24 protein-coding genes are annotated in these 24901 nt (G+C 58.1%); 11 read left to right on the top strand and 13 right to left on the bottom strand.

The window, feature by feature from the left end; genetic code table 11:
• Positions 1 to 6 precede the first annotated feature (6 nt).
• Together VHP37_28130 and VHP37_28125 are read right to left on the bottom strand one after the other, a co-directional pair.
• On the bottom strand, positions 7 to 639 hold the full coding sequence (locus VHP37_28130; GenBank protein ID HEX2830241.1) for a response regulator transcription factor: 633 nt from the start codon (positions 637 to 639) through the stop codon (positions 7 to 9).
• Positions 636 to 1589 (bottom strand): sensor histidine kinase, encoded by a 954-nt coding sequence (locus VHP37_28125; GenBank protein ID HEX2830240.1) that lies wholly within the window; start codon positions 1587 to 1589, stop codon positions 636 to 638. The genes VHP37_28130 and VHP37_28125 overlap by 4 nt, the downstream gene beginning before the upstream one ends.
• A 93-nt stretch (positions 1590 to 1682) precedes the next feature.
• Between VHP37_28125 and VHP37_28120 the strand changes: the two genes are divergently transcribed.
• Positions 1683 to 3950: a TonB-dependent receptor gene (locus tag VHP37_28120; GenBank protein HEX2830239.1), complete on the top strand. Its 2268-nt coding sequence runs from the start codon at positions 1683 to 1685 to the stop codon at positions 3948 to 3950.
• Positions 3951 to 4839: 889 nt separating this feature from the next.
• Here the strand turns inward: VHP37_28120 and VHP37_28115 are convergent.
• The 7 genes from VHP37_28115 to VHP37_28085 all read right to left on the bottom strand — a co-directional run bounded on the left by VHP37_28115 (position 4840) and on the right by VHP37_28085 (position 9606).
• Complete coding sequence (locus VHP37_28115) at positions 4840 to 5136, bottom strand: hypothetical protein (protein HEX2830238.1); 297 nt, start codon at positions 5134 to 5136, stop codon at positions 4840 to 4842.
• Positions 5137 to 5355: 219 nt separating this feature from the next.
• The gene (locus tag VHP37_28110; protein HEX2830237.1) at positions 5356 to 5547 is read right to left on the bottom strand and encodes a hypothetical protein; all 192 of its coding nucleotides are present in this window, start codon (positions 5545 to 5547) and stop codon (positions 5356 to 5358) included.
• The gene (locus VHP37_28105; GenBank protein ID HEX2830236.1) at positions 5544 to 6647 is read right to left on the bottom strand and encodes a radical SAM protein; all 1104 of its coding nucleotides are present in this window, start codon (positions 6645 to 6647) and stop codon (positions 5544 to 5546) included. Before VHP37_28105 ends, VHP37_28110 begins: the two co-directional genes overlap by 4 nt.
• Before the next feature lie 44 nt (positions 6648 to 6691).
• Positions 6692 to 7174, bottom strand: coding sequence for a hypothetical protein (locus VHP37_28100; protein HEX2830235.1), 483 nt, complete (start codon positions 7172 to 7174; stop codon positions 6692 to 6694).
• Complete coding sequence (locus tag VHP37_28095; protein ID HEX2830234.1) at positions 7171 to 7626, bottom strand: hypothetical protein; 456 nt, start codon at positions 7624 to 7626, stop codon at positions 7171 to 7173. Before VHP37_28095 ends, VHP37_28100 begins: the two co-directional genes overlap by 4 nt.
• 432 nt (positions 7627 to 8058) lie before the next feature.
• A complete protein-coding gene (locus tag VHP37_28090) occupies positions 8059 to 8358 on the bottom strand; it encodes a hypothetical protein (protein ID HEX2830233.1) in 300 nt (99 codons plus the stop codon).
• 636 nt (positions 8359 to 8994) lie between these two features.
• Positions 8995 to 9606: a zinc ribbon domain-containing protein gene (locus VHP37_28085; protein HEX2830232.1), complete on the bottom strand. Its 612-nt coding sequence runs from the start codon at positions 9604 to 9606 to the stop codon at positions 8995 to 8997.
• Between the two features lie 445 nt (positions 9607 to 10051).
• Between VHP37_28085 and VHP37_28080 the strand changes: the two genes are divergently transcribed.
• Together VHP37_28080 and VHP37_28075 are read left to right on the top strand one after the other, a co-directional pair.
• Positions 10052 to 10330: a helix-turn-helix transcriptional regulator gene (locus VHP37_28080; protein ID HEX2830231.1), complete on the top strand. Its 279-nt coding sequence runs from the start codon at positions 10052 to 10054 to the stop codon at positions 10328 to 10330.
• A gap of 626 nt (positions 10331 to 10956) precedes the next feature.
• Positions 10957 to 11343, top strand: a complete 387-nt coding sequence (locus tag VHP37_28075) for a hypothetical protein (protein HEX2830230.1) — start codon at positions 10957 to 10959, stop codon at positions 11341 to 11343.
• A 58-nt stretch (positions 11344 to 11401) separates the two neighbouring features.
• Here the strand turns inward: VHP37_28075 and VHP37_28070 are convergent, their stop codons facing one another.
• Positions 11402 to 14500, bottom strand: a complete 3099-nt coding sequence (locus tag VHP37_28070; GenBank protein ID HEX2830229.1) for a plasmid replication protein, CyRepA1 family — start codon at positions 14498 to 14500, stop codon at positions 11402 to 11404.
• Between the two features lie 137 nt (positions 14501 to 14637).
• Complete coding sequence (locus VHP37_28065) at positions 14638 to 15405, bottom strand: hypothetical protein (protein HEX2830228.1); 768 nt, start codon at positions 15403 to 15405, stop codon at positions 14638 to 14640.
• A gap of 200 nt (positions 15406 to 15605) precedes the next feature.
• On the opposite strand from VHP37_28065, the gene VHP37_28060 reads away from it, so the two are divergent.
• On the top strand, positions 15606 to 16682 hold the full coding sequence (locus tag VHP37_28060; protein ID HEX2830227.1) for a site-specific integrase: 1077 nt from the start codon (positions 15606 to 15608) through the stop codon (positions 16680 to 16682).
• Here the strand turns inward: VHP37_28060 and VHP37_28055 are convergent.
• Complete coding sequence (locus VHP37_28055) at positions 16648 to 17412, bottom strand: hypothetical protein (GenBank protein HEX2830226.1); 765 nt, start codon at positions 17410 to 17412, stop codon at positions 16648 to 16650. The two genes, VHP37_28060 and VHP37_28055, sit on opposite strands and share 35 nt — an antisense overlap.
• A 55-nt stretch (positions 17413 to 17467) precedes the next feature.
• A complete protein-coding gene (locus VHP37_28050; GenBank protein ID HEX2830225.1) occupies positions 17468 to 18565 on the bottom strand; it encodes an XRE family transcriptional regulator in 1098 nt (365 codons plus the stop codon).
• 236 nt (positions 18566 to 18801) lie between these two features.
• Here VHP37_28050 and VHP37_28045 point away from each other — a divergent pair, with 236 nt between their 5' ends.
• The 7 genes from VHP37_28045 to VHP37_28015 all read left to right on the top strand — a co-directional run bounded on the left by VHP37_28045 (position 18802) and on the right by VHP37_28015 (position 24549).
• Positions 18802 to 19521: a hypothetical protein gene (locus VHP37_28045; protein HEX2830224.1), complete on the top strand. Its 720-nt coding sequence runs from the start codon at positions 18802 to 18804 to the stop codon at positions 19519 to 19521.
• A 36-nt stretch (positions 19522 to 19557) separates the two neighbouring features.
• Complete coding sequence (locus VHP37_28040; protein HEX2830223.1) at positions 19558 to 20598, top strand: 5'-nucleotidase; 1041 nt, start codon at positions 19558 to 19560, stop codon at positions 20596 to 20598.
• Positions 20599 to 20604: 6 nt separating this feature from the next.
• On the top strand, positions 20605 to 21165 hold the full coding sequence (locus VHP37_28035; GenBank protein ID HEX2830222.1) for a non-canonical purine NTP pyrophosphatase: 561 nt from the start codon (positions 20605 to 20607) through the stop codon (positions 21163 to 21165).
• A complete protein-coding gene (locus VHP37_28030) occupies positions 21166 to 21984 on the top strand; it encodes an SIR2 family protein (protein ID HEX2830221.1) in 819 nt (272 codons plus the stop codon). It abuts the gene before it with no gap.
• A 153-nt stretch (positions 21985 to 22137) separates the two neighbouring features.
• Positions 22138 to 22650 carry a hypothetical protein gene (locus VHP37_28025; protein HEX2830220.1) on the top strand — a complete coding sequence of 171 codons (513 nt, stop codon included), beginning with the start codon at positions 22138 to 22140 and terminating at the stop codon, positions 22648 to 22650.
• Positions 22651 to 22752: 102 nt separating this feature from the next.
• Positions 22753 to 23754 carry a PD-(D/E)XK nuclease family protein gene (locus VHP37_28020; GenBank protein HEX2830219.1) on the top strand — a complete coding sequence of 334 codons (1002 nt, stop codon included), beginning with the start codon at positions 22753 to 22755 and terminating at the stop codon, positions 23752 to 23754.
• A gap of 21 nt (positions 23755 to 23775) precedes the next feature.
• A complete protein-coding gene (locus VHP37_28015; GenBank protein ID HEX2830218.1) occupies positions 23776 to 24549 on the top strand; it encodes a hypothetical protein in 774 nt (257 codons plus the stop codon).
• Positions 24550 to 24901: the final 352 nt, after the last annotated feature.

Genomic DNA, 24901 nt, shown 5'->3' with positions numbered 1-24901 from the left:
CCCGCGTCATTTGCCCGTCAAGCCGTGGCGCGCCGCAATCGCGAGCAGTTGCGCGGCGTTCTCCGCCCCGAGCTTGGCGCGGATGGACGACTGGTAGTTCGCGACCGTCTTCGCGCTCAGTGCGAGCTTCTCGGCGATCGCGGCGATCGAATCGCCCGCGACGAGCAGTCGCATGATCTCGAACTCGCGCGCCGAGAGCGCGTCCACCGCGCCGTCGGAGACGTTCTTCAGCGCGAGCGCCTGCGCCACGTCGTGGCTGAGGTACATCGTGCCCGCCGCCACCGCCCGGACCGCGTCGACCAGCACTTCGGGCGCGCTCGCCTTGGTGACGTAGCCGCGCGCGCCGGCTTCCAGCGCGCGCGTGGGGAAGATCGTCTCCTCGTGCATGCTGAACATCAGCACGCGCGCCTCGGGCTCGCGCGCGAGCATGCGGCGCAGCGCCTCGATGCCGCTCACGTCGGGCAGCGACACGTCCATCACGACGACGTCGGGGACGAGGCGGCAGAACTCGTGGTAAGCCTCGGCGCCCGTGCCCGCTTCGCCGACGACGGCGAGGTTGTCCTCGCGCTCCAGGAGCCGCCGATAACCCTGTCTCACCACCGCGTGGTCGTCGACCAGCAGGACGCGGGTGCGGCTCACGACATCGCCCCCGCGACGGGCACCGTCGCCGCGACGCTAAAGCCGCGATCCGGCGCGGTGACGACCTGCATGCTGCCGCCGAGCGATTCCACGCGCTCGCGCATGCCGATCAGGCCCACACCGCCGCTCGTCCACGGTGACGGCGCGCCCGCGCCGTCGTCTTCGAGCGTCACGCTCACCGCGCTCGCGCCGCGCTCGACGCGTATCGTCGCGTGCCGGGCGCGCGCGTGCCGCGCGACGTTGGTGAGCGCTTCCTGGATGAAGCGGTAGACGGTGATGTTCACTTCCTCGGGCAGGCCTTCGAGCTCGCCGGCGATGTCGAGCGAGACGCGCGCGCCCGCCTTGTCCTTCCAGCCTTCGACGTAGTTCTCCAGCGCGGCCGCGAGACCGAGCTCGTCGAGGCCCGCGGGCCTCAGCGCTCGCGTCATGTCGCGCACGATCGCGTGCAGATGGTCGGCGCCGGCCGCGATCGACTCGGCGCCCCGCCGAACCTCCTCGCCGTCGGCGTCGCGCCGGAGGGTCACCGCTTCGAGCTTGATCGCGTTCAGGTGCTGTCCCAGCTCGTCGTGCAGCTCGCGCGCGAGGCGGCGCCGCTCGTCTTCCTGCAGCCGCACGCTGGTTTGCGAAAGACGGCGGTTCTCGGCGAGCGCCGATTCCAGCGCGCGCTCCGCCGCGATGCGCCGCGCGAGCTCCGCGCGCACCTCGCCGATGCGGCGCCATACGAACCACGCGAGCGAGACCGCGGCGACGAGCGCGATGACCGGGAACTCGTCGAGCTGATATCGCTCCCAGGCGCTCGCCCAGCGCTGCAGCGCCTCGCTGACTTCGAAATGCACCGTGACGACCGCGGCGACGGCGACCGCCGCCGCGACGATCGCGAGATCGCGCCTGACCGTGGTCGCGGGCTGTTCGGAAGAGGGCGGCACGTTGGGAATTTTTCCCGGCTTCATCGGGAAGGCGCGAATGGCGCGTTCGCCTATGCTCGACCGGCTGAGCGCGATATTAGAGTTGCCGCCGACGAGCCGCAACGACGGAGGGGGGAGTTGCCGCACGTTGACCTCAGGAACATCGCACTCGCGGCGGCGTGCTGTGCGGCCGCCGCGGGGTCCGCGTACGCGGACGAACCGGTGCAGCTTCCCAACGTCGAGGTCATCGGCGCGACACCGGTGCCGGGCACCGACGTGCCGCGCGAGCACATCCCGGCCAACGTGCAGCTGCTCGACGGCTCGACGCTGCGCCGTTCCCACGCGCTGTCGCTGCCCGAGGCGCTCGCGACGCACGTGCCGAGCGTCCACGTCAACGAGATCCAGGGCAATCCGTATCAGGTCGACGTGAGCTATCGCGGTTTTGCCGCGAGCCCGCTCCTCGGCACGCCGCAGGGCCTGTCGGTCTACCAGGACGGCGTGCGGCTCAACGAGCCGTTCGGCGACATCGTCAACTGGGACCTCATCCCGCTGCTCGCGATCGAAAGCCTTTCGCTCGCGCCGGGATCGAACCCGCTGTTCGGCCTGAACACCCTCGGCGGCGCGCTGGTGCTGCAGACGCGAAGCGGCTTCACCAGTCCGGGCACCGAAGCGCTGGTATCGGGCGGCTCTTTCGGACGGCGCCGCGTGGAGCTCGCCCACGGCGGCCGGTCGGGCGACACCGCCGCATTCGTCGCGCTCTCCGGTTTCGAGGACAACGGCTGGCGCGACGAATCGCCTTCGCGCGTGCGCAACGTCTTTGCGAAGCTCGGCCAGCGCCTGGGCAAGCTCGAATGGGACTTCGCGTTCACGTACGGCAACACGAGCATGATCGGCAACGGGCTGCTTCCCGAGCCGATGCTCGTCATGCGCCGCGAGCAGATCTACACGCATCCGGACATCACGAAGAACGAGATGACCCTGGCCACGCTCAACGCGGCGTGGTGGCTCGCCGACGACCAGCGTGTCTCGTCGATCCTGTACCAGCGCACCAACCGCACGCGCACGGTCAACGGAGACATCAACGACGATTTCGACGACCCCGGCGATCCGAACGCGGTGGAGCGCCGCACGCGCACGCAGCAGCGCTCGCGGGGCGTGACGCTGCAGTGGAGCCGGCTCGCCGCGGCCAGCCAGAGCGCCGCGGGCGTGTCCTACGACCGCGCGACGAGCCGCTTCCAGCAGACCGAGGCCGAAGGCAATCTCGACGACGGCCGCGGCGTCGTTCCCACCGAGGGCCCGCAGACCGATGCGCAGCTACGCGGCACGACGCGCACGGCGAGCGTGTATCTCACGCATACGCATGCGCTGCGCTCCGATCTCCACCTCACGGTCTCGGGCCGCTACAACGTCACGCACGTGCGGACGACCGACGAGCTGAGCCCGGGCGTGACGCCCAATCTCGACGGCGATTTCATCTATCGCAGGCTCAATCCGGCGATCGGCGCGACGTGGCAGCCCTCGGGCGCGCTGACTTTCTACGCCGGCGCGAGCCAGAGCAGCCGCGCGCCGTCGCCGATCGAGCTCGGCTGCGCCGACCCGGCGAATCCGTGCACGCTGCCCAACGCGCTGCAATCCGATCCGTTCCTGAAGCAGGTGGTCGCGCGCACCTTCGAAGTCGGCGCGCGGGGCATGCTGCCGCACGCGATGCGCTGGAACGCCGGACTCTTCCGCACGCAAAGCGCCGACGACATCCTCTTCGTCGGCACCACGGCAAGCGCGGCGCGCGGCTTCTTCCAGAACTTCGGGCGCACGCTGAGGCAGGGCGCGGAGCTGGCACTTTCCGGACGCATCGCGCCGTTCGAATGGCAGGCGAGCTACAGCCTGGTGCGCGCGACGTTCGAATCGAATACGTGCGTGGTTTCGGCGAGCAACAGCACCGCGGGCACGTCGCCGGCGTGCGCGGCGCAGCAGATCGAAGTGAAGTCCGGCAATCGCATACCCGGCGTGCCGATGCACAACTTCAAGGTGAACGTGCTCGCGCATCCCGCCGCGCGCTGGACGGTGGGGACGACGCTCACCGCGTACTCCGGCCAGTACGTGCGCGGCAACGAGAACAATGCGCACGAGCCCGGCGGCGCCTTCAGCGGCGCGGGGAAGATCGGCGGCTACGCGCTCATCGACCTGAGCGCGAGCTACGACCTCGGCTCGCACTGGCAGATCTTCGCCAAAGTGACGAACCTGTTCGACCGCGACTACGCCAGCGCCGGCCAGCTCGGCCGCAGCGCGTTCGATGCGCAGGGACGCTTCATCGCGGACGCGGCGCTCTGGACCAACGAACAGTTCGTCGGTCCCGGCGCGCCGCGGGCGGGGTGGGTGGGAATACGGTATAGGCTTGCGCGTAAATGACGGGTTGCGACAGCGACCCGTCAACCCCGCGGATCGTCATCCCCGCGAAGGCGGGGATCCATTTTGGCTTTGTATTCGGAGTCAGCGACGGTCGCGGCTGTATAATCGCAACCGCCGCGGGTGTAGTTCAATGGTAGAACATTAGCTTCCCAAGATTCTTGCCTATGTGTACTACGCCCGCGATTTCCCGGTCTCTCCGTCCCCCACCATCGTTGTAAACGACCGTTTTGGTCGTAAGTCGCCCAATTAGGTGACCTTCACCGCTTCACGTACGGGAATGGTCGTCGATCCGATGCCGCCGGAGCACCGCCGAGTGGGGGATAACGGATTCATTTTTTAATAATATAAACAACCATCGGGACCGTTATCCTCTTCACGGTTGGACGTCGTACCGTGGGGATAACGGTTAAAAACCGACGCCGGAATCCATGTTCATAACCGTTATCCCCTTACCCCTCCGGCCAGGAGCGGGGCTAACGGATTCATTTTTTAATATTAGAAACAAACATACGAGTCGTTAGCCCCAGCAGTTGGGGGACCAGGTTCAAGGGAACGTGGCATGGCAAATTTGCCACTGGTTACGGTTGATGCGTTCTGTCGGGTCGCACGACGCCGTTGCGGTCGTCGTTTTTCACGACGCCGACAGGGTGACGATCAGTCTATGGCAGCGTAGACGAGGTCCATGAGACTGGCTCGATACGCTTCATGATCGACGATCCTCGGAATCTCTGACACGAACCGCTCCGAGATCTCTCGATCGTGCAAGCGGAAGCGGTATTCCAGCTTTACGACGTGTTCTCCAGCTCGATCATCGACGCTCTGCTCTGTCACCCTGAGCGATGAATGTTCGATCGGAAGCCCCGTGTTCTGATCGAGGAGCTCACGGATGTCACGATCGAGATGCACGACGTTCGCCTTTCCGCTGTTCGCTCTCGATGTTCTGCATTGCACGGATCGCCTGCGCGTCGGCGATGACGTGCCGCAGCAGCGCCATCTCGCCTCGTCGCGCATCGGCCGGCTCGGCGTTCGCGGCAGGCTCGATCATTCGGTATTCCAGCTTAACGGTCGTTTCGCCCGTTCCCCGATCGTGCCTGTATGACGTGCAGCTCAGGGCCGATAGCTCGTTAGGGATGACCCCGTAGATCTCGTCTAACAGGTCTTTGATTTGCGTCCAATTGTCGGCCATTGGTCTGTTCCTCTTCTTCTGTATTTAGAAGAACAGCGCTGGATCGACGGTTCACCAGCACAAAAAAATGGCCCGGTTCAAAACCGGGCCATTTAACCGCCTGAATCCTGCGACGAACGGTGCCTACACGCTTAGCTTAGAGAGCTATGAGTGTTGGTGGTCATTGCCGAAAACAGTTAAGCCGATTTAACGCGTTTACTCTCGCACCAAAACGTCGTTCTACTTGCTCTTGTCGTCCCACTCTCCAGGCCATGGAGGCCCGGGATCGTTGCTATTGTCGAAACGGCCGAGTGTAGGGCGATCACACCCTTTACTCCGCTCCGAAGCGTCGAGTTGCAGCAGGGCTGCCGCCGTATCAATTTGACCATCCAATGCCTTGATACGTCGTAACATTTGCTCTGTCTTGCTCATGAAGTAATACCTCCTTCGAGCGCATTTAAAACGGTTTCGGCCGGGTAAATCTTAGCATTGCGACAATAGCGTGTTTCGGTCGCCATGAGGTTTCCCGTCTCATAAAACTTGTTGCTAGCTTGTCCTCCGCCACAAAATAGGAAGTACTCGCATGTCTCACGACACCGTTCTACTCCAACGAAAAATTCAGCCACGTACCGATGGGTACGGCTCTTTTGGATTATCTCCTCAAGGTCGTCTTGGAGAATGTTGCCAACCATAAAGGTATGTCGCACGTGCGCCGGAGCCGCAGCGAATTCTGGGGACAGCAGAAATACGTTCCCATTCACATCAATCGTTGGATATAGGTTGCGCTCCTTCTCCAACTTCGGCATCCCGCCGCGAGAAACCAGTCTCATAATCGAGACCACATCAGAAAATTGGCGGATTGGCACCTGCGGATTTGCGCGCCAAGCCTGGTATAGGCCCATCCAGAATGCTCTCGTATCGCCATCTCGTACATGACTGTGCCCGACGTTGGCCCCTTCGGCCTCCTCAACATTGATGCTGATGGAAACCGGATTGAGGGACAACAGCCCTTCATAGAAATCGAGCGGTGAAGCTACATTCGCGCTATTCACCACCGCTATGACACCAAAAGGGATGTCGAACTTACGCAAACATGCGATGCCTCTCGCCGCCGCACTGTATGCTGGTCGTCCGTTCCAAAATGCACGCGCCGCGTTTAATGCTTGATCCCCATCTACGCTGACGCCAACTTTGAATCCGTGCGATTTAAATAATCGACACCAGTAGTCGTTTATTAAGGTCGCGTTTGTTTGAAGGCTGTGCTGGCATATCCCTTGAGATACCGAACGCCTAAACCTTTCTAGGTGTCGCTCAAAACGCGCCACGCCGGTAGCAAGCGGCTCTCCCCCATGCCACAAGACGTATGTCCGTTTCCTCTGTCGTCCCACAACTTCGGCCACGCGAGCGACCACATCATCCGACATAAACGCTTTAATGCGCCTATCTGGCAGGTAGCAATACGAGCAATTCATATTGCAGAGCGTGGTTGGCTGAAGTACAACGGTGCCGAGCTGTAGTGGCAGGGAGCCCATCGGTAACGCCCTTAGGTTCTTAACTCTTGTCGTTGCGACTTGACCTAGTTGTACTCCGCCTCCAGTTGCTTAATTCTCGCTACGATTCCATTGTAGTGGCGAACGTGATTGTCATAATCTTTTAGCGCCGCGCTGATTTCTTTGACTACCGCGTGTAATTCGTTGGTCTTCGCCTTTAAGACTGGTATGTCCCCGTGCGCCCGATCATCGTAAAGCTGCGCCTTCATCGCGTTTATTCGGCGAATGTCGGTCCACATAACATCTAGACGCTCCCGGTATTCGGTCTTTAAGGCATAAAACTGCTGAGCTTTCGAAACGTATTGAAACTTTGCCGCGCGAATCGTGCTCAGAGCCTGCTTGCGCGTCATGCTCGCCACGTCCCGCTGTAGTTGGCGTTCGACTTTCTCGATTTCGTCTGCGGCAACTCGCGCCTCCCGTTGTGCTTCGCTGTCGCTGGCACGTATGGAATTGCGGAGCAACCATGCCGCCGCGAGAGATGCAATTACGGCGCTGAATGGATCGATCAAGATGAAAGCCTCCGCACCGGAAGATGATCTATACGCAAGATCGGTGTCGCCTGCATTTCCTCGATTGAGCGCAAGACAGATTTTCCGATGACAGTATGTAGCTCCAGGATCGTGATCGCCGCGCGTTCGCGCGTGACGAGTGAATAGGTGTTATTCATTTCAACCTGTCTAGCGATGCTGATCTGACTGGCCAAGAAGTCACGATCGGCCCGAAGGTAATCGAGACGCTCGAGAGTCCTGCCATAGACTTCGTTAGCAGTTATTTGAAGTGTGTGCGCGTGCTGGCGCCGGATACCGTCCTCTTCACTGGTATCGCTAACGATCACTTCTGTTACAACGGTGCTGACGGCCGGGCGCGTTAGCGAATAGAGGAACTGTGCCGCACGAAATATCTGAAACACTGGCGAGATTACGCCAGAAGCGTGCTCGATGTAGTCGAGGAGGCTATACACGGCTCAAGGGAAAACATGGGATCTAACGATGTAATCCTTAGCTGCTTTTTTCCGTTCCCCCCTCGCCATTCGCGCGCGACGCGACGAAGAGAGAGCCACGCGGCAATTCCAAAATATAGTCGCACGGCTTGGGCAGTCAGGCAAACACCAGCAGAAACGCGATGCCACTCACCGTCGATAGCGTTTACGCTGTGGGAGTCGAGCGGTCGACGTCGGCAGGCCGCAAAGTTCCAGAATAGGGTTGCCGCCCTAGGAATACGATAGGTCTCTGAGGCCGGTGCCACAACGCTGGCGTCCGATTCCGGATCGCTGCGGCGTTAGCACAGCAACTGAACCGCAGTCAGCCACGTGCTTCTGGCGCCTCGGCCCAAGACGGTCGGATCTCCATAAGTCGGCTAAGCGCTGACACGACGCTGTCCGCTACGTGCAGAATCAGTGCAGGCTGCTGCAGTCGTCCGTTGGATCAATACTTAAAGAGAGGAACGCAACAAGCGTCTTTAGGCCGAGTTCAAGGGCTTGTATGTGAGCGAGACTCTGCCGGTCCGTCTGCAGCACGATCAAACTTTCTTCCACCGCAGTGCGCCCGAATCGTTGCTCCAGGCAGCCGATGTGTATCGCCAGCAATCGGCAGACTTCCTCGATCGAGCGCCGATCGGCGGCTGCAAATAACTCCGCCGTCAGCTGATGATAGTCGAGAACGTCTGCGTTGCGATCTGTGTGGTGCTCAGTCATTGCTAAAAATATAGTCGGTGCGCCGTCCTACTCCGGCCCGTGCACCATTGTGTAGTGAGGTTCGAATTCCGTTGCAATGTGAATCACCTCACTTCCGTCAGTGCCCAGCTTATACGCGGAAAGAAGAGGCTGTTGTTCTAGAAGTGCCAAGTCGTTCTTGGCCTTCTCTGCAGGAGGCATATCGCCCCAGTCGCCGGCGGCATGTCGCTTCAGCAATGCACCGAGATCGGCGCCCGTCCGCTCGTGAAATGTGCGCGCGCTCGAGGTAACTATGACGGCACCAAGCTTGAATTTTCGATCTACCATGCGTTGCTGTCCCACAGAGCGCCAAAGGTTATGCGCGCAAGCTCAACTGCGAAGGAGAGAGCCGAGAACGTTACCGTAGCCGACGAGCATCCCGCCTGCATCGTACGTCGCGTTAGTGTTTGGATCATAGCGCCCAAGTACTTTGCCGCCTCGGTCGTACATGTATAGAAAGGGCCCTTGCTGCTGAACATGACCGAGCACAGCCCCGTTCCGATCTCTAATGTAATTATCCATTGCCACATCTCCCAGTTTGAATATTGAAGGCCGTGAGCTGACGGCGTGGATAGCGCCAGTCGCAAGGGGTAGGCGCCGACTGGCACTGCTTTCGCGTTACGCCGGGATAAGCCCGACTCCGCACGCCGAGCAAAAGCGCGCATCCTGTATCTTCTGTTCAACACCACACTTGTGGCAGTACCGCCGTGCGTCGACCGTCGGCACGCTGTGGTCGCCCTTGAGCACGTCGCGCAATGCCGCGACGAAGTCGGCGTAAACGGTTCGAGACGAGTGCGCGTACGCGGTGACATGTCGCCTAACGCTGTCACGGTATGCGTCCGCACACCCATTTAGCAGTTCGCCTTTGCCCTCCGTATTAAGATCGATCCAGCGGCGCTTGAGCCACTCGTCCGACCATAAGTGCCGCACGGTAATTTGATTGTCAATCCACTGAGCCATATCGGCCGCTGACGCGTTGGTCAGATGCAGGCCGATTCTCCGTTCGGAACGCTGGCGAGTCGGGCCAGCCACGATGTACCACCAGCCGAGGATTGCGGCGATCCAAGGTATGAACGAAGCAAACAAGAACAGCAATAATTGGCCGACAGCTTTACCCCCCGCTGTCTGCACTTCGGGCGCATCAGAAAAGGCGAGCCTGCCAGTAAACCAGATGCACGCTAACCAGCCTGGAATAACGACAGCCCACAGAGCGACATAGAACCCGGTCATGTCTTTCTTTCCTTGGAAGTAGCCGATCCGATCAAAACCGATCGAAAGCGGCCGCGTAGGTCGAAGGCATATTGGGGCAGGTCAGGGCGGAGCCGGTGCCTAATGCAGCGTCGGCTCGTAAGACGGACTCCATGGCACTGCGGCTTTGCGTCTGGATACATGTATCGATAAACGTATACGCGCACTGGCCGCTGCGGTAACCCTGCGCCTTCGCTTGCTCGATGCAACGCGCCTCCGCCTGCTTTGTTTCCGATCCCCCCTTTCCGCAGCCGCTCAACACTGCACCACACACCACCGCACAGAGGAACCCGACTCGATTCATTGTTTTTCCGCTCCCTTTTTCGCGACGGTCGGCATATGCCGGTTCCGAAGGCGATGGTGCCTTTGTTGCGACAGCCTTGGATTGCTGCCACCGACGTCGTTGCAAATACGAGGACCATGGTCCGTGGCCTTAAATGCAGCATACATCAATCATTCATGGGTGCCCAAGCTTACGATTCGCCATCGCGATCCTGCCCTACTCGCTCTAGGTAAGGCAATTCGCTCTACACGCTTGAGCCGTGACATTTCGCAGGAACAACTGGCTTTGCGAGCTGAAGTGGATCGAAGCTATGTCGGCCGCGTAGAACGGGGTGATAACAATGTTGCGATCCTCACCCTGATGCGGCTCGCCGCTGCACTCGACACTCCGATGTGGCAGCTGCTCCGCAAGGCAAAGCTGTAGTCTCAGTACTCGTCAGGCAGCAGGATCGTTGTCACAGAGCGATCCGCCTCAGTAATGATCCATATCGTGTTTGAACCGAAGCCTCTGCAGTCTTTCTGAGGGTCGATCGGGTATGCCGATAGAATTCGGAATCCACGTTCCAACGAAAGATCGTTTTCCTTCCAGTCGTCGGGGCTGACGTGCCCCCAATCACCCGCGGCGTGTCGTGCAACTAGCGTCAGCAGGTTCACTCCGTGTTGCTGCGCCACCTCCAAAGAGGCAGGCGTCGCAACTACTCTTCCCAACGGGAATTTGGCAATCGGCAGCATAGCGGCGCCGATTATCAATGCAGCTATAGCGTCGTCGACAAGCGCTTTTCTAAGAGCGCTGGCGAGTCCCTGTTGTGCCGAGACAGGTTTGAAGGGACCGTGCGCGCATGGTCGCGAAGCACAGTCCTTTGCATTCCCTCACCGCCGAACAGCGAAGGACGCTTGTCCGCATTGTTCGAGATGAGTGCGGATACCACCTGACGAGCGCGGCATTTTCAGAATCGATTCTGAACCTGCTTGATGACGTCGCCGGCTTCGAGACCATCGCCCAATCAGAATCTAGGCGTCTGATTAAAGAACTATGGGAGATGTATCGCAATGGTCAAAAAGCCGAAAACCAAGGAGAGCAAGAAGATGGATGCAGCCACAACTGAGCTTCAGTCGGAGCAGGAGCAAGTGAACTCGGACGGCCATACTGGCGCAGGTGGGCAATCGACGGCGATCACTGAGCCGACACCGGCGGCCGCAGCGACTAAGGCGCCTCCCGACCTGACCCGGCCGCACATCAAAGGTGCGATCAAGGCAGGGTTGGCGGCAATCAAGGAGGGTAAGTCGAAGGCCGACGCAGCCCGGCTGATTTACGACGCCCTGCAAGCCGAAGACAAGGAATTGATCGTCGCGGCATTCGTGGAAGGTGCGACCCTTACGCCGAAGGGTGCGCTGACCTATTGGTATAACTGCAAACGGAAGACCGTCAAGCGGTAAGGCTGGGCGGGGCGGACTGCTCCGCCTCGCTGCCCGTTACACTCGTTGCGCAGCCGCGCTAAGCCTTCGCAGCGGCCGCGCGAGCGCGGACGGCCTGCAAAGCGACTAAGAAATCATCGGCCGCTGTCGCGTCCGGAGGAGCGCTCGCACGGCGCACGCGAATTTGGTTTGCCCGCTCTAGCGCCTCCGCATCGAGGCGGTATTCATAAATCTTCCGCCCGTTCAATTTGCGAATTCGCGGCTTCGCGAATCTCAGTCCCACATACGCCAGCAGTTTTCCGAGGACCTGCGTCGGCTTGTGTTCTAACGCCTCATCATTTCGGATCGTAACGTTAAACAACCGGGCGATCTGCGCCTTGTGCTTTAAACAATACTGGGCGAACGGCCGCAACGAATCCATCGTCACGACGGCATCGACGTCGAATTGCCGATCCGAGAAGAGCCCAGTCGTGCGCAGAGCGCACTGCAGCACCGACGCCTTCAGTTGGAAGTAGTCGCGATCGCCTGGCAGCGAGCCTTCTTGAGCCTTGTCGTGCTTTGCTAACGCTGCGTCATCGGCAAGCAGCATCTCGAACGCCCGAATAGATCGACGGTAAGTCCCATCATCGTCTCGGATTATCAGATCGCGTGTAACAGTCGTTTTGTAGAAACTCTCGAGCTCGTAACGTCGCATCGACGCCGAATCAGCCGGAGTAGGAGTTGTTGCCTTAACCTTGAGCGCCTCATAGCTGTCGCGCTCTAGTACCGCGGCGGCAAGCACGGCCTGCGCGAATTCTTCGACCATGACCGCCTTTCCCTCTCGCACCACTTCTCCGCCTCGCTTCGCCGACACGTCGTTTGCATCGATAAAACGAATATCCCAGCCGTTGTGCTTGCGCAGCTCGACGAAATTCGTGCGCAGGCGGTTCTTCGAGCCCCTCTCCATAGCGGTGATTTCGGAATAAATCATTTCATAGACGCGCTCAATCTCGTCTTTCGCGTACTCGCGCTCTCCCTTATCGTTAATCCCAATGAGTTGGCGGTGGTCTCCTTCCGTGTGGCTGAGTTCGCGCTGAATAGCGGCCGGCTCAGTTTCGAATCGATATTCCGTGGGCGATACCCATACGGCGACGCTTCCTGGATTCCGCACCCGTGACAGCTGCTGGTCGATGTCAAAATGCGTATTGATGCATCCCTCGAAGAACCCAAAGACGTGGTCGATTCGGCAAGCCCCGTCCGGAAACGAGATGTCGATCCCTGTGCCGAGCGAGGGCGACGCGATAAGGCAGTCCACGTTCAAAATTTGTGATCGGATATCACGTATGAAATCCTGAACGGCGGGATTTTGTGAGTTTTCCGAATCTATTTCGACGATGCGTCGTGAGTGCCTGAATCGCTTGGAAAGCGCCGCGCAAAGGCTTCGACACAAGCGCTTGGAATTCGCGGCGACGTAACAACGTCGGCCTGCGCCGATCGCTTCTTCAAGAACGCGGATCAGGTGATTTTTGCTCCGGTAGATGTCCATCACCCGGCCGACTCGGCTCTCTTGGTTGATTACGAGTTCGCTCGACGGGCTGCCCATTAGGGCCGCAGCAACGTCCAACGTGACGCGACTCAGATCCGCGTCTAGAAAACAAACGCCCTTCGCACTCCTGAGGTAATGCCGCAGGTATACCAGTGTCTCGCGCCGTCGCCCTTTTAGCGTGTCAGCCAACAAATGCGCGAATACTTGCTCGCTCTCATCGACGATGACCACATCGTAACGGTGGTGCTTTGGGTCTAGCCGCTTTGACAGACTGTCAACACAGATCGCAAACCGACTTGAGGGTTCGCGGTATACGATTCGGGCGGATGGCGTCTCATCACAGCCCCCGCGCAACGACTCACATGAAGCGGCATGCGCGTCCGCGGGCGCTGAAAACCGCAATACTTCGTCCTCAAGCGCACGCTGAGGATCGTGCCGTGCGGGTGCCCCATCCCGCACGTAATCAAAGTAACAGGTAAGTCCAAGTCGTTCCGCTGTGGCACTTATCAGCGATTGCCGATGGCCTATGAGCAGCACGGACTGCCTGTTCTTCTTAAGAAATTTGACATAGGCGGCTAGCAGTTCTGTTTTACCAGACCCCTTAGGGCTGCGCACCGCGGTCAGCGTCGCCGTCGGGCGCCACTCCCCGTCGACCTGTTCCCATTGCAGGTATGGCCTGTCGCCCAGCAGTCCTTCCACAACGGGTGACTGGCAAAAGTGACGCTGCGTGAGAAATGACGCGGCTAAGGGTATGACACTTCCTCCCCACATTTCGTAGTAATCAACATTGTCCTGGTCATCACCATAGAGCTCCCATTGCTCGGCTGATGCCGTCAGGTAACAGCGCAATCCATAGTCAAAAGGGTACGTTGGCGGCGCCTCCACTGCGAAATACGTAAGGTTGCAGGCGCTACACCACACTCCGGGTGTGCCTGATCGGGACTTGACTACGACGGCGCTCGCCCGTTGGTCCGAGTGGACCGGGCAATGGACCGCGAGGCCCGACGGCGCCTGATCCAGCGGGTGGCTAAGACCGTCGCTCGTCTGCAGAACCGTGGTGATCGGTATAAGCCGCCGCGATCGCACAGGGCTTGCGCCGCCCCCGGCCCGGCTACCGCGCGCCGAGGTTCGCCGCTCCTTGCCCGCTGCTATCAGGTCGGTCAGCGTCGCCGCCGATAGCGTTCGATAGAACCGGTGGAACTTGCCTTTATGAGATCCGTAGAACAGATGACATGCGTCTTTGCAGCTAGCGTCTCCACCAAAACGAGCAATAAGCCCGGTCTGCGCGGCCTTCATCTCGGCGGCGCCAGTAATGGGTCGCTCAAGCTCACATACGATGCGGAAGCGGTTGAACTGCTCGGTGTGATTGGCGGTTGTGTATATGAATGCGACGTTACTTTTAACGAATGGATCGTTTAGGCAGTCATTCAAGCGGAGGCCATGATCAATATCGACAGCCAAAAAACCCGCGCTGAGAAAATTGGCTGTATTGCGCCACCCATTTGCGTGCTGTGCACAGAATGGATGTCCTTGAGCCACATGATTCGCTAGCTCGGCGACAGAGATATCAACGTTGCGGAATGATCGATTCAGCTCCGCAAACTCATTGGCGTTCGCCTTATCAATCACTGCTGTACTAATAGCGATCTGCATTGCGTTTGTCGTGTGGTGTGTTTCTTAGGAATACGCTGGAATTCCAGCGGAGCACTCTTGCGCGGCCACAAGGGAGCCGACATTGAGCCTCGGGCTGGCATTCCAGCGTGAGCTTTAGGAATCGAGGAGCACGGCCGTTACGCAGCGGCTTTCGTCCCGCCGGCACTGGAAAGCGGCGTCACATTCGCGGAGGGCGCCGTCTGCTCAGCCCCAGCCATCTTCAGCAGGCCGCTGACTCCGGAGCTTCGACTGGAAACCCACTTGATTTCGGCGACGCCGTCGCTTGTGCAAGCGACGAGCGCCGCACGCAGCTGCGCACGCTCGGGAGGATTTTCAACGACGCCGCGCTCGCCTGCTGCCAAGGGTTTACGTTTCAGCAAAGACCTTTCCAGCATCTTTCGGTCGGGGGTAGCACTGGCGTTCGGCCCGTCACGACCCAGGCGAATCGCCTCTAAACCGCCCGCACCATCGATGTATGACGCAAAGCTATCGACGGACACATTAGCCATGTGCACTTTGCGTAGGATGATCGAATATGCGCTCGCCAGCCCGCGCTGCACGTCGAAGATGTAGTACACGATCTTCGTCATAAGCGTGCTGGAATTCTGCGGTTTGATGCCGCGCTCAGCCAGCACCGGATCAATCATGTCGTCCAGTTGTTCTTGCCTACCTGCTGCCTCTGCCGCATCCGTCGGGTGCGCCCATTCGTAGACCTGGTAGCAGCGTTGCAGTATGCGAATTAGCTGCTTGTGACCCGGTTGGTACACTTGCTCGATGTAATGGTCGGCCTCCCTACGTAGAGCAGGAAGTACTTGGGAAATGTCTTCGATGGGCGGTAACGCGCCATTACCGCCGTTCAGAGCTGTAGCCGTAACTGCGTGCTGCGAATGTTTGCTTTGTGCCATATGTGATAGTCCTGTCGAGTGGTTGAAGTGCGCCTGCAGGCGCAGCGCGTTTTTACCGAACTGCCTCGCCGGACACACCCCACAACCAAAAGGGCCCCATTACCCTGCGGTCTTACCGTCGTGAGTCACGACCGCACGAAGCCTTGCCTAAGAAGGGAAGAGGGTGGACGGTCCCCCATCAATTCGTGGAGGACATGGAAATGGCGGTCGTACGTCGCGCCGGATCACGCAGCTGGTACATCCAATTCCAATGGCGCCACAAGCTCTATATCCGCAGCGCCCGCACTACGAACAAGCGGCTTGCAGAACAGTTGGAGGCTGAATGGCGTGCTCAGATATACCGTCAGCAGCAGCTCGGTGAGCGTGAGCGAATCACCATGGAGGGCGCGTTAGACCTGTTTTGCCGATCAAAGGAGAGAACGCCTCACCACCCCGCGCTGGTGGCGAACAAAAAGGCTGTCTTGGCATCGATCACTGGCGGTAAGCGTCTCGATGACCTCAGCCGTCAAGACTTGGAACGATTCCGCCACGACCGGGAGGCCGCCGGCTTGTCTCCTCAGACGATTAAGCACGGCATAGGATTGATTCGATGTGCGGTGGTATACGCGAAAGCAATGGGCTATCACGTGCCCGATATTGCTTTTCCGGTCATCAAAATCCCGCGTTATAAGGAGCGTTACCTTTCGGCAGCAGAGGAAGCGAAGCTGTTGGAGTGCTTGGACCCCAGACGTGAACGGCCTCGCCTCGCCCCATATGATCGTCGGCCGATTGCGCTAAGGCGAGCAATGCAGGACGCTTATGACTTAACCGTATGCTTACTAGACACGGGTTGTCGGTACTCTGAGATGGCGAAAATTGAGTGGGTCAGAATCGACCTTGAGAATCGCTCGATACAAGTTTGGCGTCAGAAGACGCACACGGAGACGCTTATCTTTATGACCGACCGTGTCGCGGCCATCCTTACGCGCCGTCGTGCCCATGCACCGGCTTCACGATGGGTTTTCGAAAGCAAGAGCGGCGGCCCTCGCGGCTATGCCGCCAAGGCCATTATGAAGGCGCTGAGGGCGGCTGCGCCGGGCGCCACCATCCATACACTTCGGCACTCATGCGCCTCGAAGCTGATTCGCAATGGCCTGAGCATCTATGAAGTCGCCGCGATACTTGGTCACAGCTCCCCAGCGACGACACAGCGATACGCGCACCTCGAGCGGCGTGACGTGTCGTTAAAAGCACGCGACGTCATTAACCGGCTAAACGAGCGTTCAGAACCTGTCTAAGCGCGTGGCGCGTGGGGGGATCGGGGTGTTCGGCGAAATAAACGTGCGACTCAAGGCCTGGGGCAAGCGTATATTTAGGAAACACTCCTCTCGCTGCGTTTTCGATCATCGCCTCTGCTTCACGCAAGTACCTGCCGGCCTCCTCCTCCATTTTCATGCGATCAGCTTCATGCCCGGCATCGAGCGCGGGACTAAGCTGCGCAACTTCGCAAATCTTCCAGAGAGGGTCGGCCAGGCGGCGCCAGCTGAGATCAAAGACGTCGAGTCGCGTCTTAATTACATCGCAATTAGGTCGGGCGAAAAACGGATAGGTTTGGCCGGTGTAATCGGCTTTCGGCCTACCGCGTGTCAACTCGCCCCGTTGCTTGAAAATCTTCTCGACGTCTTCAAGCACGAGTTTGAGTGGAGCATACCGGTTTAATACGACAACATACGAGTCTGGTGAACCGGCGTGGTCGCGCCACTCCTCGAGCGTATGCACTTCGAACGCGCCGTGCATCCGCGGCTGCCAAAACATCCGCCGAAGCGCCTGCATTGCTTCGTCGTCCGTCTGACTGCAAACGTCGCCAAAGCTGTGCAGGGTCTTGGCATACGGCCCGACCGGTGCCTCGCCCGTTTTTTCTGCTTCGCAGCACTTACGGTAGCCGGCATGACGGCGTAGGCAACCAATCTGTAGCCGTCTTGCATGCTCTTCATCCGACGGTAGTTCGTATGCTGGTGGTTGACTCATCGGCTAAGCTAGGCAGGCCTCATTAAAGCGAAGCCTACAGTTGACATGTCGTGGACTAGCCGGCCCCAGACGGTTTAGCGGAGGGTCCACGCAGGCCCAGTTCCACTGTGCTGACGGATTGTCGCAGCAACTCCGATGCCTTTGTGAGAGAGATCAACCCTTCTGCCAGGGCTCTGTAGCAAAGCCGATCGAACCGAGTCGGTTTCTCATACTCGCCTCGTTGTTCTTGGGGCTCAAGCTCATGTGGCTCCTGCGTTCGCCACGTCCTTGCAATACTCTGGAATGCGTATATCAGTGTCGCGTCAGATATGGTGCCAATATGGCGCAACCGCATGAGCAGCGCGGCGCCACTTACGCGATAGCGCCTCTTTAGTTCGATGAGCTCGCTATATCCCAGTGCATTGCGGCGAGCACCCACTTCGCCCTTCAAGTGGGTGCGTGGCATGAGAAAAGCCGATGCGAAAATCGTCGCCGCCTTTTCCTCATCCTTCTCTGACAGGCAGTCGGGCTCAATGAGCCGGTGAGCCAGTTCGTGTGCGAGCGTTAGGCGCCGGCGCTCCAGCGAGACTGCGCTGTTGACGACAATGACGGGCACGTCTGGTTGGTTACGAGGTCGTTTGACGATGCATGTAAAACCTGACACGCGCAAAGGGAAGGGTTGGATGAGCACTTTGAGCCCCTTTTCCTCTAGGAGCTCGGTCATGCTGGGAATTGGATCTAGGCCGAGGTTCCACGTGGCGCGCACATCCTCAGCGAGAGCTTCAGCACCATCTATAGTCTTCAACTGCCTCGGCGCCGCTAGTGGCCTCTGCCAGTCGGCGCTTGGCAGTTCCAGCGCCAACTCGATCTCCAGATAGCGTTCTATCCAATCGAGCACGACCGTATGAACATGTGCACGTTCTCGCGCCGTGGTGCTAGCGTGCTTTCTGAATTCGACTGCAGAAAGCTCTACCCCTTGCGCATCCATGAGGTAGCTGACGGAGACGTTTAATGCGGCGGCAAGCTGCTGCAGCATGACGCTACTCGGCACCGTCTCGCCGCGCTCGTACTTGCCGATTGCCTGAGGCGTGGGCGAGCCTCCTAGGCGGTCGGACAGACCTTGTAACGAGAGGCCCGCCTTGCGACGAGCCAGCTTAATACGCTCACCTACCATCCAGATCCTTGAAGTTTACAAAAACGCCTGTAAAATATGATCCGGAAACCGGAGGGCGCGACGGCAACCTTCTGCGCCGTGACGGCGGCTCCAAGGGAAGGTACCACCTAACACTGTACCGTACAAGGAGTTTTGCATGGCAAAGAATCCTCCTGCAGGCGACGGGCATCGAGTCGGGGCGGTTAAGAACCGTTCTCAAGTGCACAACCCTCAAAACGACCGCTGGGTAAAGCGAGATGGCGACAGTGGCCGGTTTATGGATCAGAAAGCCGACCCCAAGCCGTTTAAAGGCGTCCGCCGCGAAAAGTGAGGTAGCCGTGACGCCGACAACGCTGCCAAGCCTCACTGTTAAAGCAACGGCGGAGTTGCTCCGAATGCCCGCGCATGAGCAGCGGCGGATCTTGCTAGAGCACAAGTATCCAAAGCGAGAGCCACAGAAGTTTCGCACTCCCTACTACAAGCCCGCGGTCACCGGAATCCTCGACTTCTACAGGTCGGGCAACCAGCCGAGTCGGCTTCTTGCCGCTAAGAGCCGCATCGAGGGGCTGATGTTGCCCTCCCGTCGGCTCAACAATAACCGCGTTTTAGACCGCTTCGAACTCAGCGCAGCCGCGAAACGTCACCTGATACCGGTTAGCAACCCCCGCATTCACTCCTGTCTAGGAGGGGTGACGCTGCGCCTTTCCCCCGAGTTGCGCGCATTGGAAGACGGTGAGGAGCGCACGATTTACATCAATCTCCGTAATGAGAAGTTGAATGAAGAAGTCGCGCGGCTGACGCTCGAGATAGCCCATTTGACGTTGGAAGCGAGTGGCATAAATGTCCAGCCATCCCAAATTGAATTTATTGACTTGTTTTCAGGCATGGTGCATCAGATCGGCCGACGCCGATCAAAGACCGAGAAGGTGCTAGCAGAGAACGCAGACATTATGCGCATGATGTGGGACGCTCTATAAGTAGCACACTCACTCAGCGGAGGAAGTCAACAACGAATGGCCTTCCCGATAGAACGCAAGCTCGTAATCGGCATTGCGTCCAGCGCGCTGTTCGACTTGTCCGAGTCTCATCAGATATTCTTGACGAAGGGACCGGATGAATACCGCAAGCATCAGGAAAAGAATATCGACGTCCCCTTTCCCAAAGGCGTCGCATTTCCGTTCATTCGCCGGTTTTTGAGCATTAACGAAGCGATGCCGGCGCAAGCGCCGGTTGAGGTTGTACTGCTTTCGAGAAACTCGCCCGAAACTGGCCTGCGGGTGTTTAGGTCAATTCGACATTATGGGTTAACTATTACTCGTGCCGCGTTTCTCACCGGCCGGTCGCCGTATCAATATCTCCCAGCTTTCAATGCATCGCTATTCCTCACAGCTAATGAGGAGGATGTCCAAAGAGCAATTGAGGCCAATTACCCTGCTGGACTCGTCCTTCCGTCGCAGGTCTACGATGATGACCTTGACACCGAGCTACGCGTCGCCTTTGACTTCGACGGCGTAATCGCCGATGACGAGGCCGAGGCTGTATTCAAGAAGAACAACGATCTGGACGAGTTTCAGGCGCACGAAGTTGCGAAGATGACACTAGCGCACAATCCTGGCCCGCTCGCCGAGCTTTTCAAAAAGCTCTCGTTCATGCAGCGCTTAGAGGAGCGAGAGTTACGTTCTACAGGTAAGCCGAAGATTCTGCGGATCGCGATCGTTACAGCTCGCAACGCCCCTTGTCATGAGCGGGTGGTAACGACACTCAAAGAGTGGGGCGTCTCGGCAGACGAGACTTTCTTTCTTGGAGGCATGGAGAAGTCCCGGATACTGAGTGTGCTAAAGCCGCACATCTTCTTCGATGATCAACGCACTCACTTGCATTCCGCGGCGGGGAATATACCAATGGTCCACGTGCCTTTCGGCGCGGCGAACAAAGCGGCTACTAATGATCCGCGAGCGGCTGCCGAGGTCGTAAGGCCGTCGTACGTCGGACCGGCGGCCTTAGAGAGTAATACACACGAAGCCGCCCTGGCCGCGCACCCATCGGAAGAGTGACAGCGAGTGATCCATACGAAACTCCGGTTCGTTTCTAAGAACGAATTCAAACGGAACGAAGCCGCCAGTATTCTCGTTAGCAGCGGCGTGGATGTCGTGGCGCTAAACATAACAGTTGAAGAACTTCAAACGGAGGACACGACACGCCTTGTGAAGGACAAGACTCTCAAAGCGTTTGCGAAGGTGGGCAGGCCCTTGTTCGTAGAACACACCGGCTTATATTTAGCGTATCTAAACGGGCTGCCAGGAGGATTGACGCAGATCTTTTGGGATCGCCTTGGCGCGGATCGCTTCGCCTGCCTCTTCGGACAATCGTCGGACTGCGCAGTAGTAGCGAGGACGGTGATTGGGTACACCGATGCTCGGCGGTTCTTTAGTTTTGTCGGCGAAATCGCTGGCCGCATCACACCAGAACCGCGAGGGCCGCGTGATTTTCAGTGGGACTGCGTATTTCAGCCGTATGGCTTTGATAAGACATTTGCTGAACTTGGGGCAAAAAAGAACGAGATTTCGATGCGGCGTATTGCCTTGGATCAATTCGCGAATTTCTTGCGGCAGCATTGTTAAATGAATGCGGAGCTAATTGAAGCAGTCCGTTCTCGTCGAACGCTTCTGTTCGTGGGAGCCGGCGTTTCAAGATGCCTCGGCTTGCCCGACTTCGCGCAACTAGTCTCGTATGTCGCCGAGGATCTTGGTTACGATGCAGAACTGTTTGCTACGCATGGCGATTATCTTGCCCTTGCCGAATATTATGTGCTCGAAAAAGGCGCGATCGCCCCACTCCAGCGATGGATGGAGCGGACGTGGCACGCGAAAACAATTGATATCCGGTCGTCACGGATTCACGACGCGATTGTAGATTTAGATTTTCCCGTGATCTACACCACCAACTATGACCAATGGTTGGAGCGCGCCCACGCCGCGCGAGGCAAACCATATATCAAGATCGCAAATGTCGGGGACATTGCTAAAGGCCATGGGAATACTACACAAATCGTCAAGTTCCACGGTGATGTAGAAGATCAGTCATCGATTGTCCTAAGCGAGTCTAGCTACTTCTCTCGCATGGACTTTGAGTCGCCGCTCGATATCAAGCTCCGAGCCGACTTGTTAGGCCGCAGCGTACTCTATATCGGCTATAGCCTGTCCGACATAAACATGCGGTATATGCTGTATCGGCTCAATCGCCAGTGGACTTCGGTCGGTTCCGAGGAAGCTCGGCCGAAATCGTACATTTTTCTAACACGGCCGAACCCTGTTCAGCAGCGCGTGCTGGAAAGTCGGAATATCCAGCCCATCGTGTCAGACCGCGATGACCCGAAAGAGGGCCTCGCTGAGTTCCTCACGTCTCTACTGCCGGCCGCGGCGACGAGCATCGAGACCTGAGGCAGACAGATTACTAATCCGCGTCGCGCAGGGCCTGTCGCAGTCGTTCCGCGTAGCGGAGGGCAACATTGTCGTCGGCTAATATCAAGTGTTGGGCGCTGAAGGCAGCGGGCCAATACATCGTCTAAGTAGTGGCGTATCTCAGGAGCAACGATGCTGCCAGTTTTACCGCTCGACCGCTATCTGAATGGTCCTCTCTCTGAGTTAAAAACGGCCATCTTGAACACGCAGAAACCGCGCGTCGGCGATGTCAGGCTGCGAGACTTTGCATCGACAGCAAGCAAACCGTCTGGTGTGTACGTGTTTTGTAACGCGGCGCAAGGCGGAACCCCGTTATACGTCGGCAAGGCATCCAGCCGCAGTTTTGCTGAGCGCATCCCGATGCACTTCGATCCGCGTCCGTTGTCTTGGATGAACAACTTCACGAGGAAGTTCAATGGGCAAGAGCGTTTCCGCGGTATCTACGCAGACGCTCTTGCCCACGCATTCGATCAATACTTGATCCTCATCGGCCTTGATATCGTGCCTGCTGCTGACGCCGCCGCTCAGAGAGCACGCATCTGCAAATTGGAAACGATCCTTCGTCGCTACCTGCAGCCCGAACTAAACGCAGGCAAACCCCACCGTGACTTCTGCGATGACGCCCTGATTAGCAATCTGCTCTAGGCATTTATGGTCTCAACTGGGCTGTTGCCGAGCATATTCAATCGGCTGCAACGGTACCGGCCTAGCTTAGGCCGTAATCCGGAGGAAGACTTTTTTACCGAAGTGTTTGTCGCAGTGCTGGAGCGCGATCGAAGCCTCCTTGGCGCATTCGTCAAGTTCATTACAGGGCTGAACGTTCTCGATGCAGCAATTGTTACGCAACAGCGCTTTGCCTTGCCGGGCGTGTTGGCCGCAGAGCGACCGGACATCGTGATAACTGCTCATTGCTTGGCACAGAAGCGGCACTGCATTTTCATAGAGAGCAAGCTTGAGTCAACCGAGGGCGACGAGCAACTGAATCGGTACAGCAAGCTGCTCGAAGAGCATGTTGCGGCAGACTCCAAGATGCTGGTCTACGTAACGAAGCATCCAGAGGGCAAGAAGGAGATCACGCTCGGGCACGGCGTGCAGTTTCGCCAGCTACGTTGGTATGAGATTTATGCCTTCATAATGTCTCTCCAGGGTATCGAGACGGCAAATCCGTTACTCAGAGAGTTAAGCGTATACATGCGCGAGATGAAGATGACTTTTCAAATCACCATTGCAGAACTGTTGGCAGGCGTTATCCACGCTCAAGCGAGAGCGACGTACTGGGAGATATTGGATCAGGCATGGGAGCGAAGCAAGATCCACAAATTTTTTGACGACAGGAAGAAGCTCGAGGGCAAATGGCTGACAAGTGAATTAGACGATGGCGATATAAATTATTTCTCGCCATCTCTACCCAAAGCCAAACTGTTGTTAGTGTTTGGCTTTCACTTTGACATGACCAGCCCGGGGCAGTTGGGCCTCGACGTAACAGGTCATGAGCTTCCCGTGTTGTATGTCGCGTTAAGCCATTGGGAGGATAGAACGTCGGCCATTAATGCGCACGGAGAGTTCTATAGAAGCCTAAGTAAACGCGGCTGGTTGGACGGCAACACCTTGAATCTTCAAAGTCGTCAAGTTGTGATTCGCAAGCAGGCGCCTGTAAGCTTGGCGCCCCCCGGGGCGCTCGGCGACTACTTGGCAAACGCACTGACGGAGATGTTGGACGATCTGTCGGATGCGCCGTTCTTCACCTGACATCTGATTCAAGCTGCGCCTATGAGCAGTAAGGCTGATGCCCCTCTGATTGCCGGCACGCTCGAGTGTTACGTCTTTCTGTCGCAACAGACCATAGGAATGACGGTGCTGAAGTTTGTAAAGGAGCTTCAGAACGCCATGCCGACAATTGCTGCGATGCTTCCGGAGCTACCGGCGCTCGCCGAGCAAGCAAAGGACCTTTGGCCCCAGCTTCCGGAACACATCCAAGTCGAGCTTCAAGCGGTCGCAACGAAGATCGCCGGGACAAGCGTTTCATTCGACGAGGGTGGAATACTCGAGCGATTCTGCCTTGAGACGTTCGTCACTCGTCAAACAGACGCTTTCGAATCGTACCTGTCGCAGATTGTTGAGCGATGCTTGCGGTCGCATCCTGGAGCACTCAGCGATTCTCAGATTTCAATAAGGGAGCTACAGGAGTGCGGCAGCATCGACGAAGCGGTCGCGCGGCGGATAGAGATGAAAGTTCGCGAACTTTCGTTGGGTGGGTTGGGCAGCGTTGTCGAGTTCTTACGCAAGCAGTTTGGGATTAGCATCGACCATAAAGCCGCAAGCTTTGCGATCGTATTCGAGGCTATTGAGGTGCGGCATCTGATCGTGCACAGAGATGGAAAGATTGATCGGCCATTTGTGGCGAAGACCGGCCGCAACGATTTATCGCTCGGTCAACCGTTTCCTCTGACCTGGAAGTTTGTGCTCCGCACACTCGGCGCGTTTTCCGATGTAGCGAAGAACATCGACGCCGCAGTTATCCAGACCTTGCGCATAACGCAATGAGCGCTCCCCATCATAGGCTTATTGACTGAAGAGTTTGTTCCTGCGTGAACGCCCACGTAACGCTCCCTTCGCACAACGACGATCCACACTCATAGCTCTCTAAGCTAAGCGTGTAGGCACCGTTCGTCGCAGGATTCAGGCGGTTAAATGGCCCGGTTTTGAACCGGGCCATTTTTTTGTGCTGGTGAACCGTCGATCCAGCGCTGTTCTTCGTAAGCGTCCGGCCAGCACCCTCTTGAGAGGGTAATGCATCAGCGCTAAAGATGGTGTCCACCATGAAGATAGTGGACACCAATTCTGGAGCGCCGGGCGCGCCGTTTCGCGTGCGCGTGAACCGCACCGGTCGTCGGAC

This window comes from Burkholderiales bacterium (assembly GCA_036262035.1).
Taxonomy (GTDB): Bacteria; Pseudomonadota; Gammaproteobacteria; order Burkholderiales; family SG8-41; genus JAQGMV01.
The sequence above is the reverse complement of the archived record's forward strand: the minus strand, read 5'-3'. Positions and strand labels throughout refer to the sequence as shown.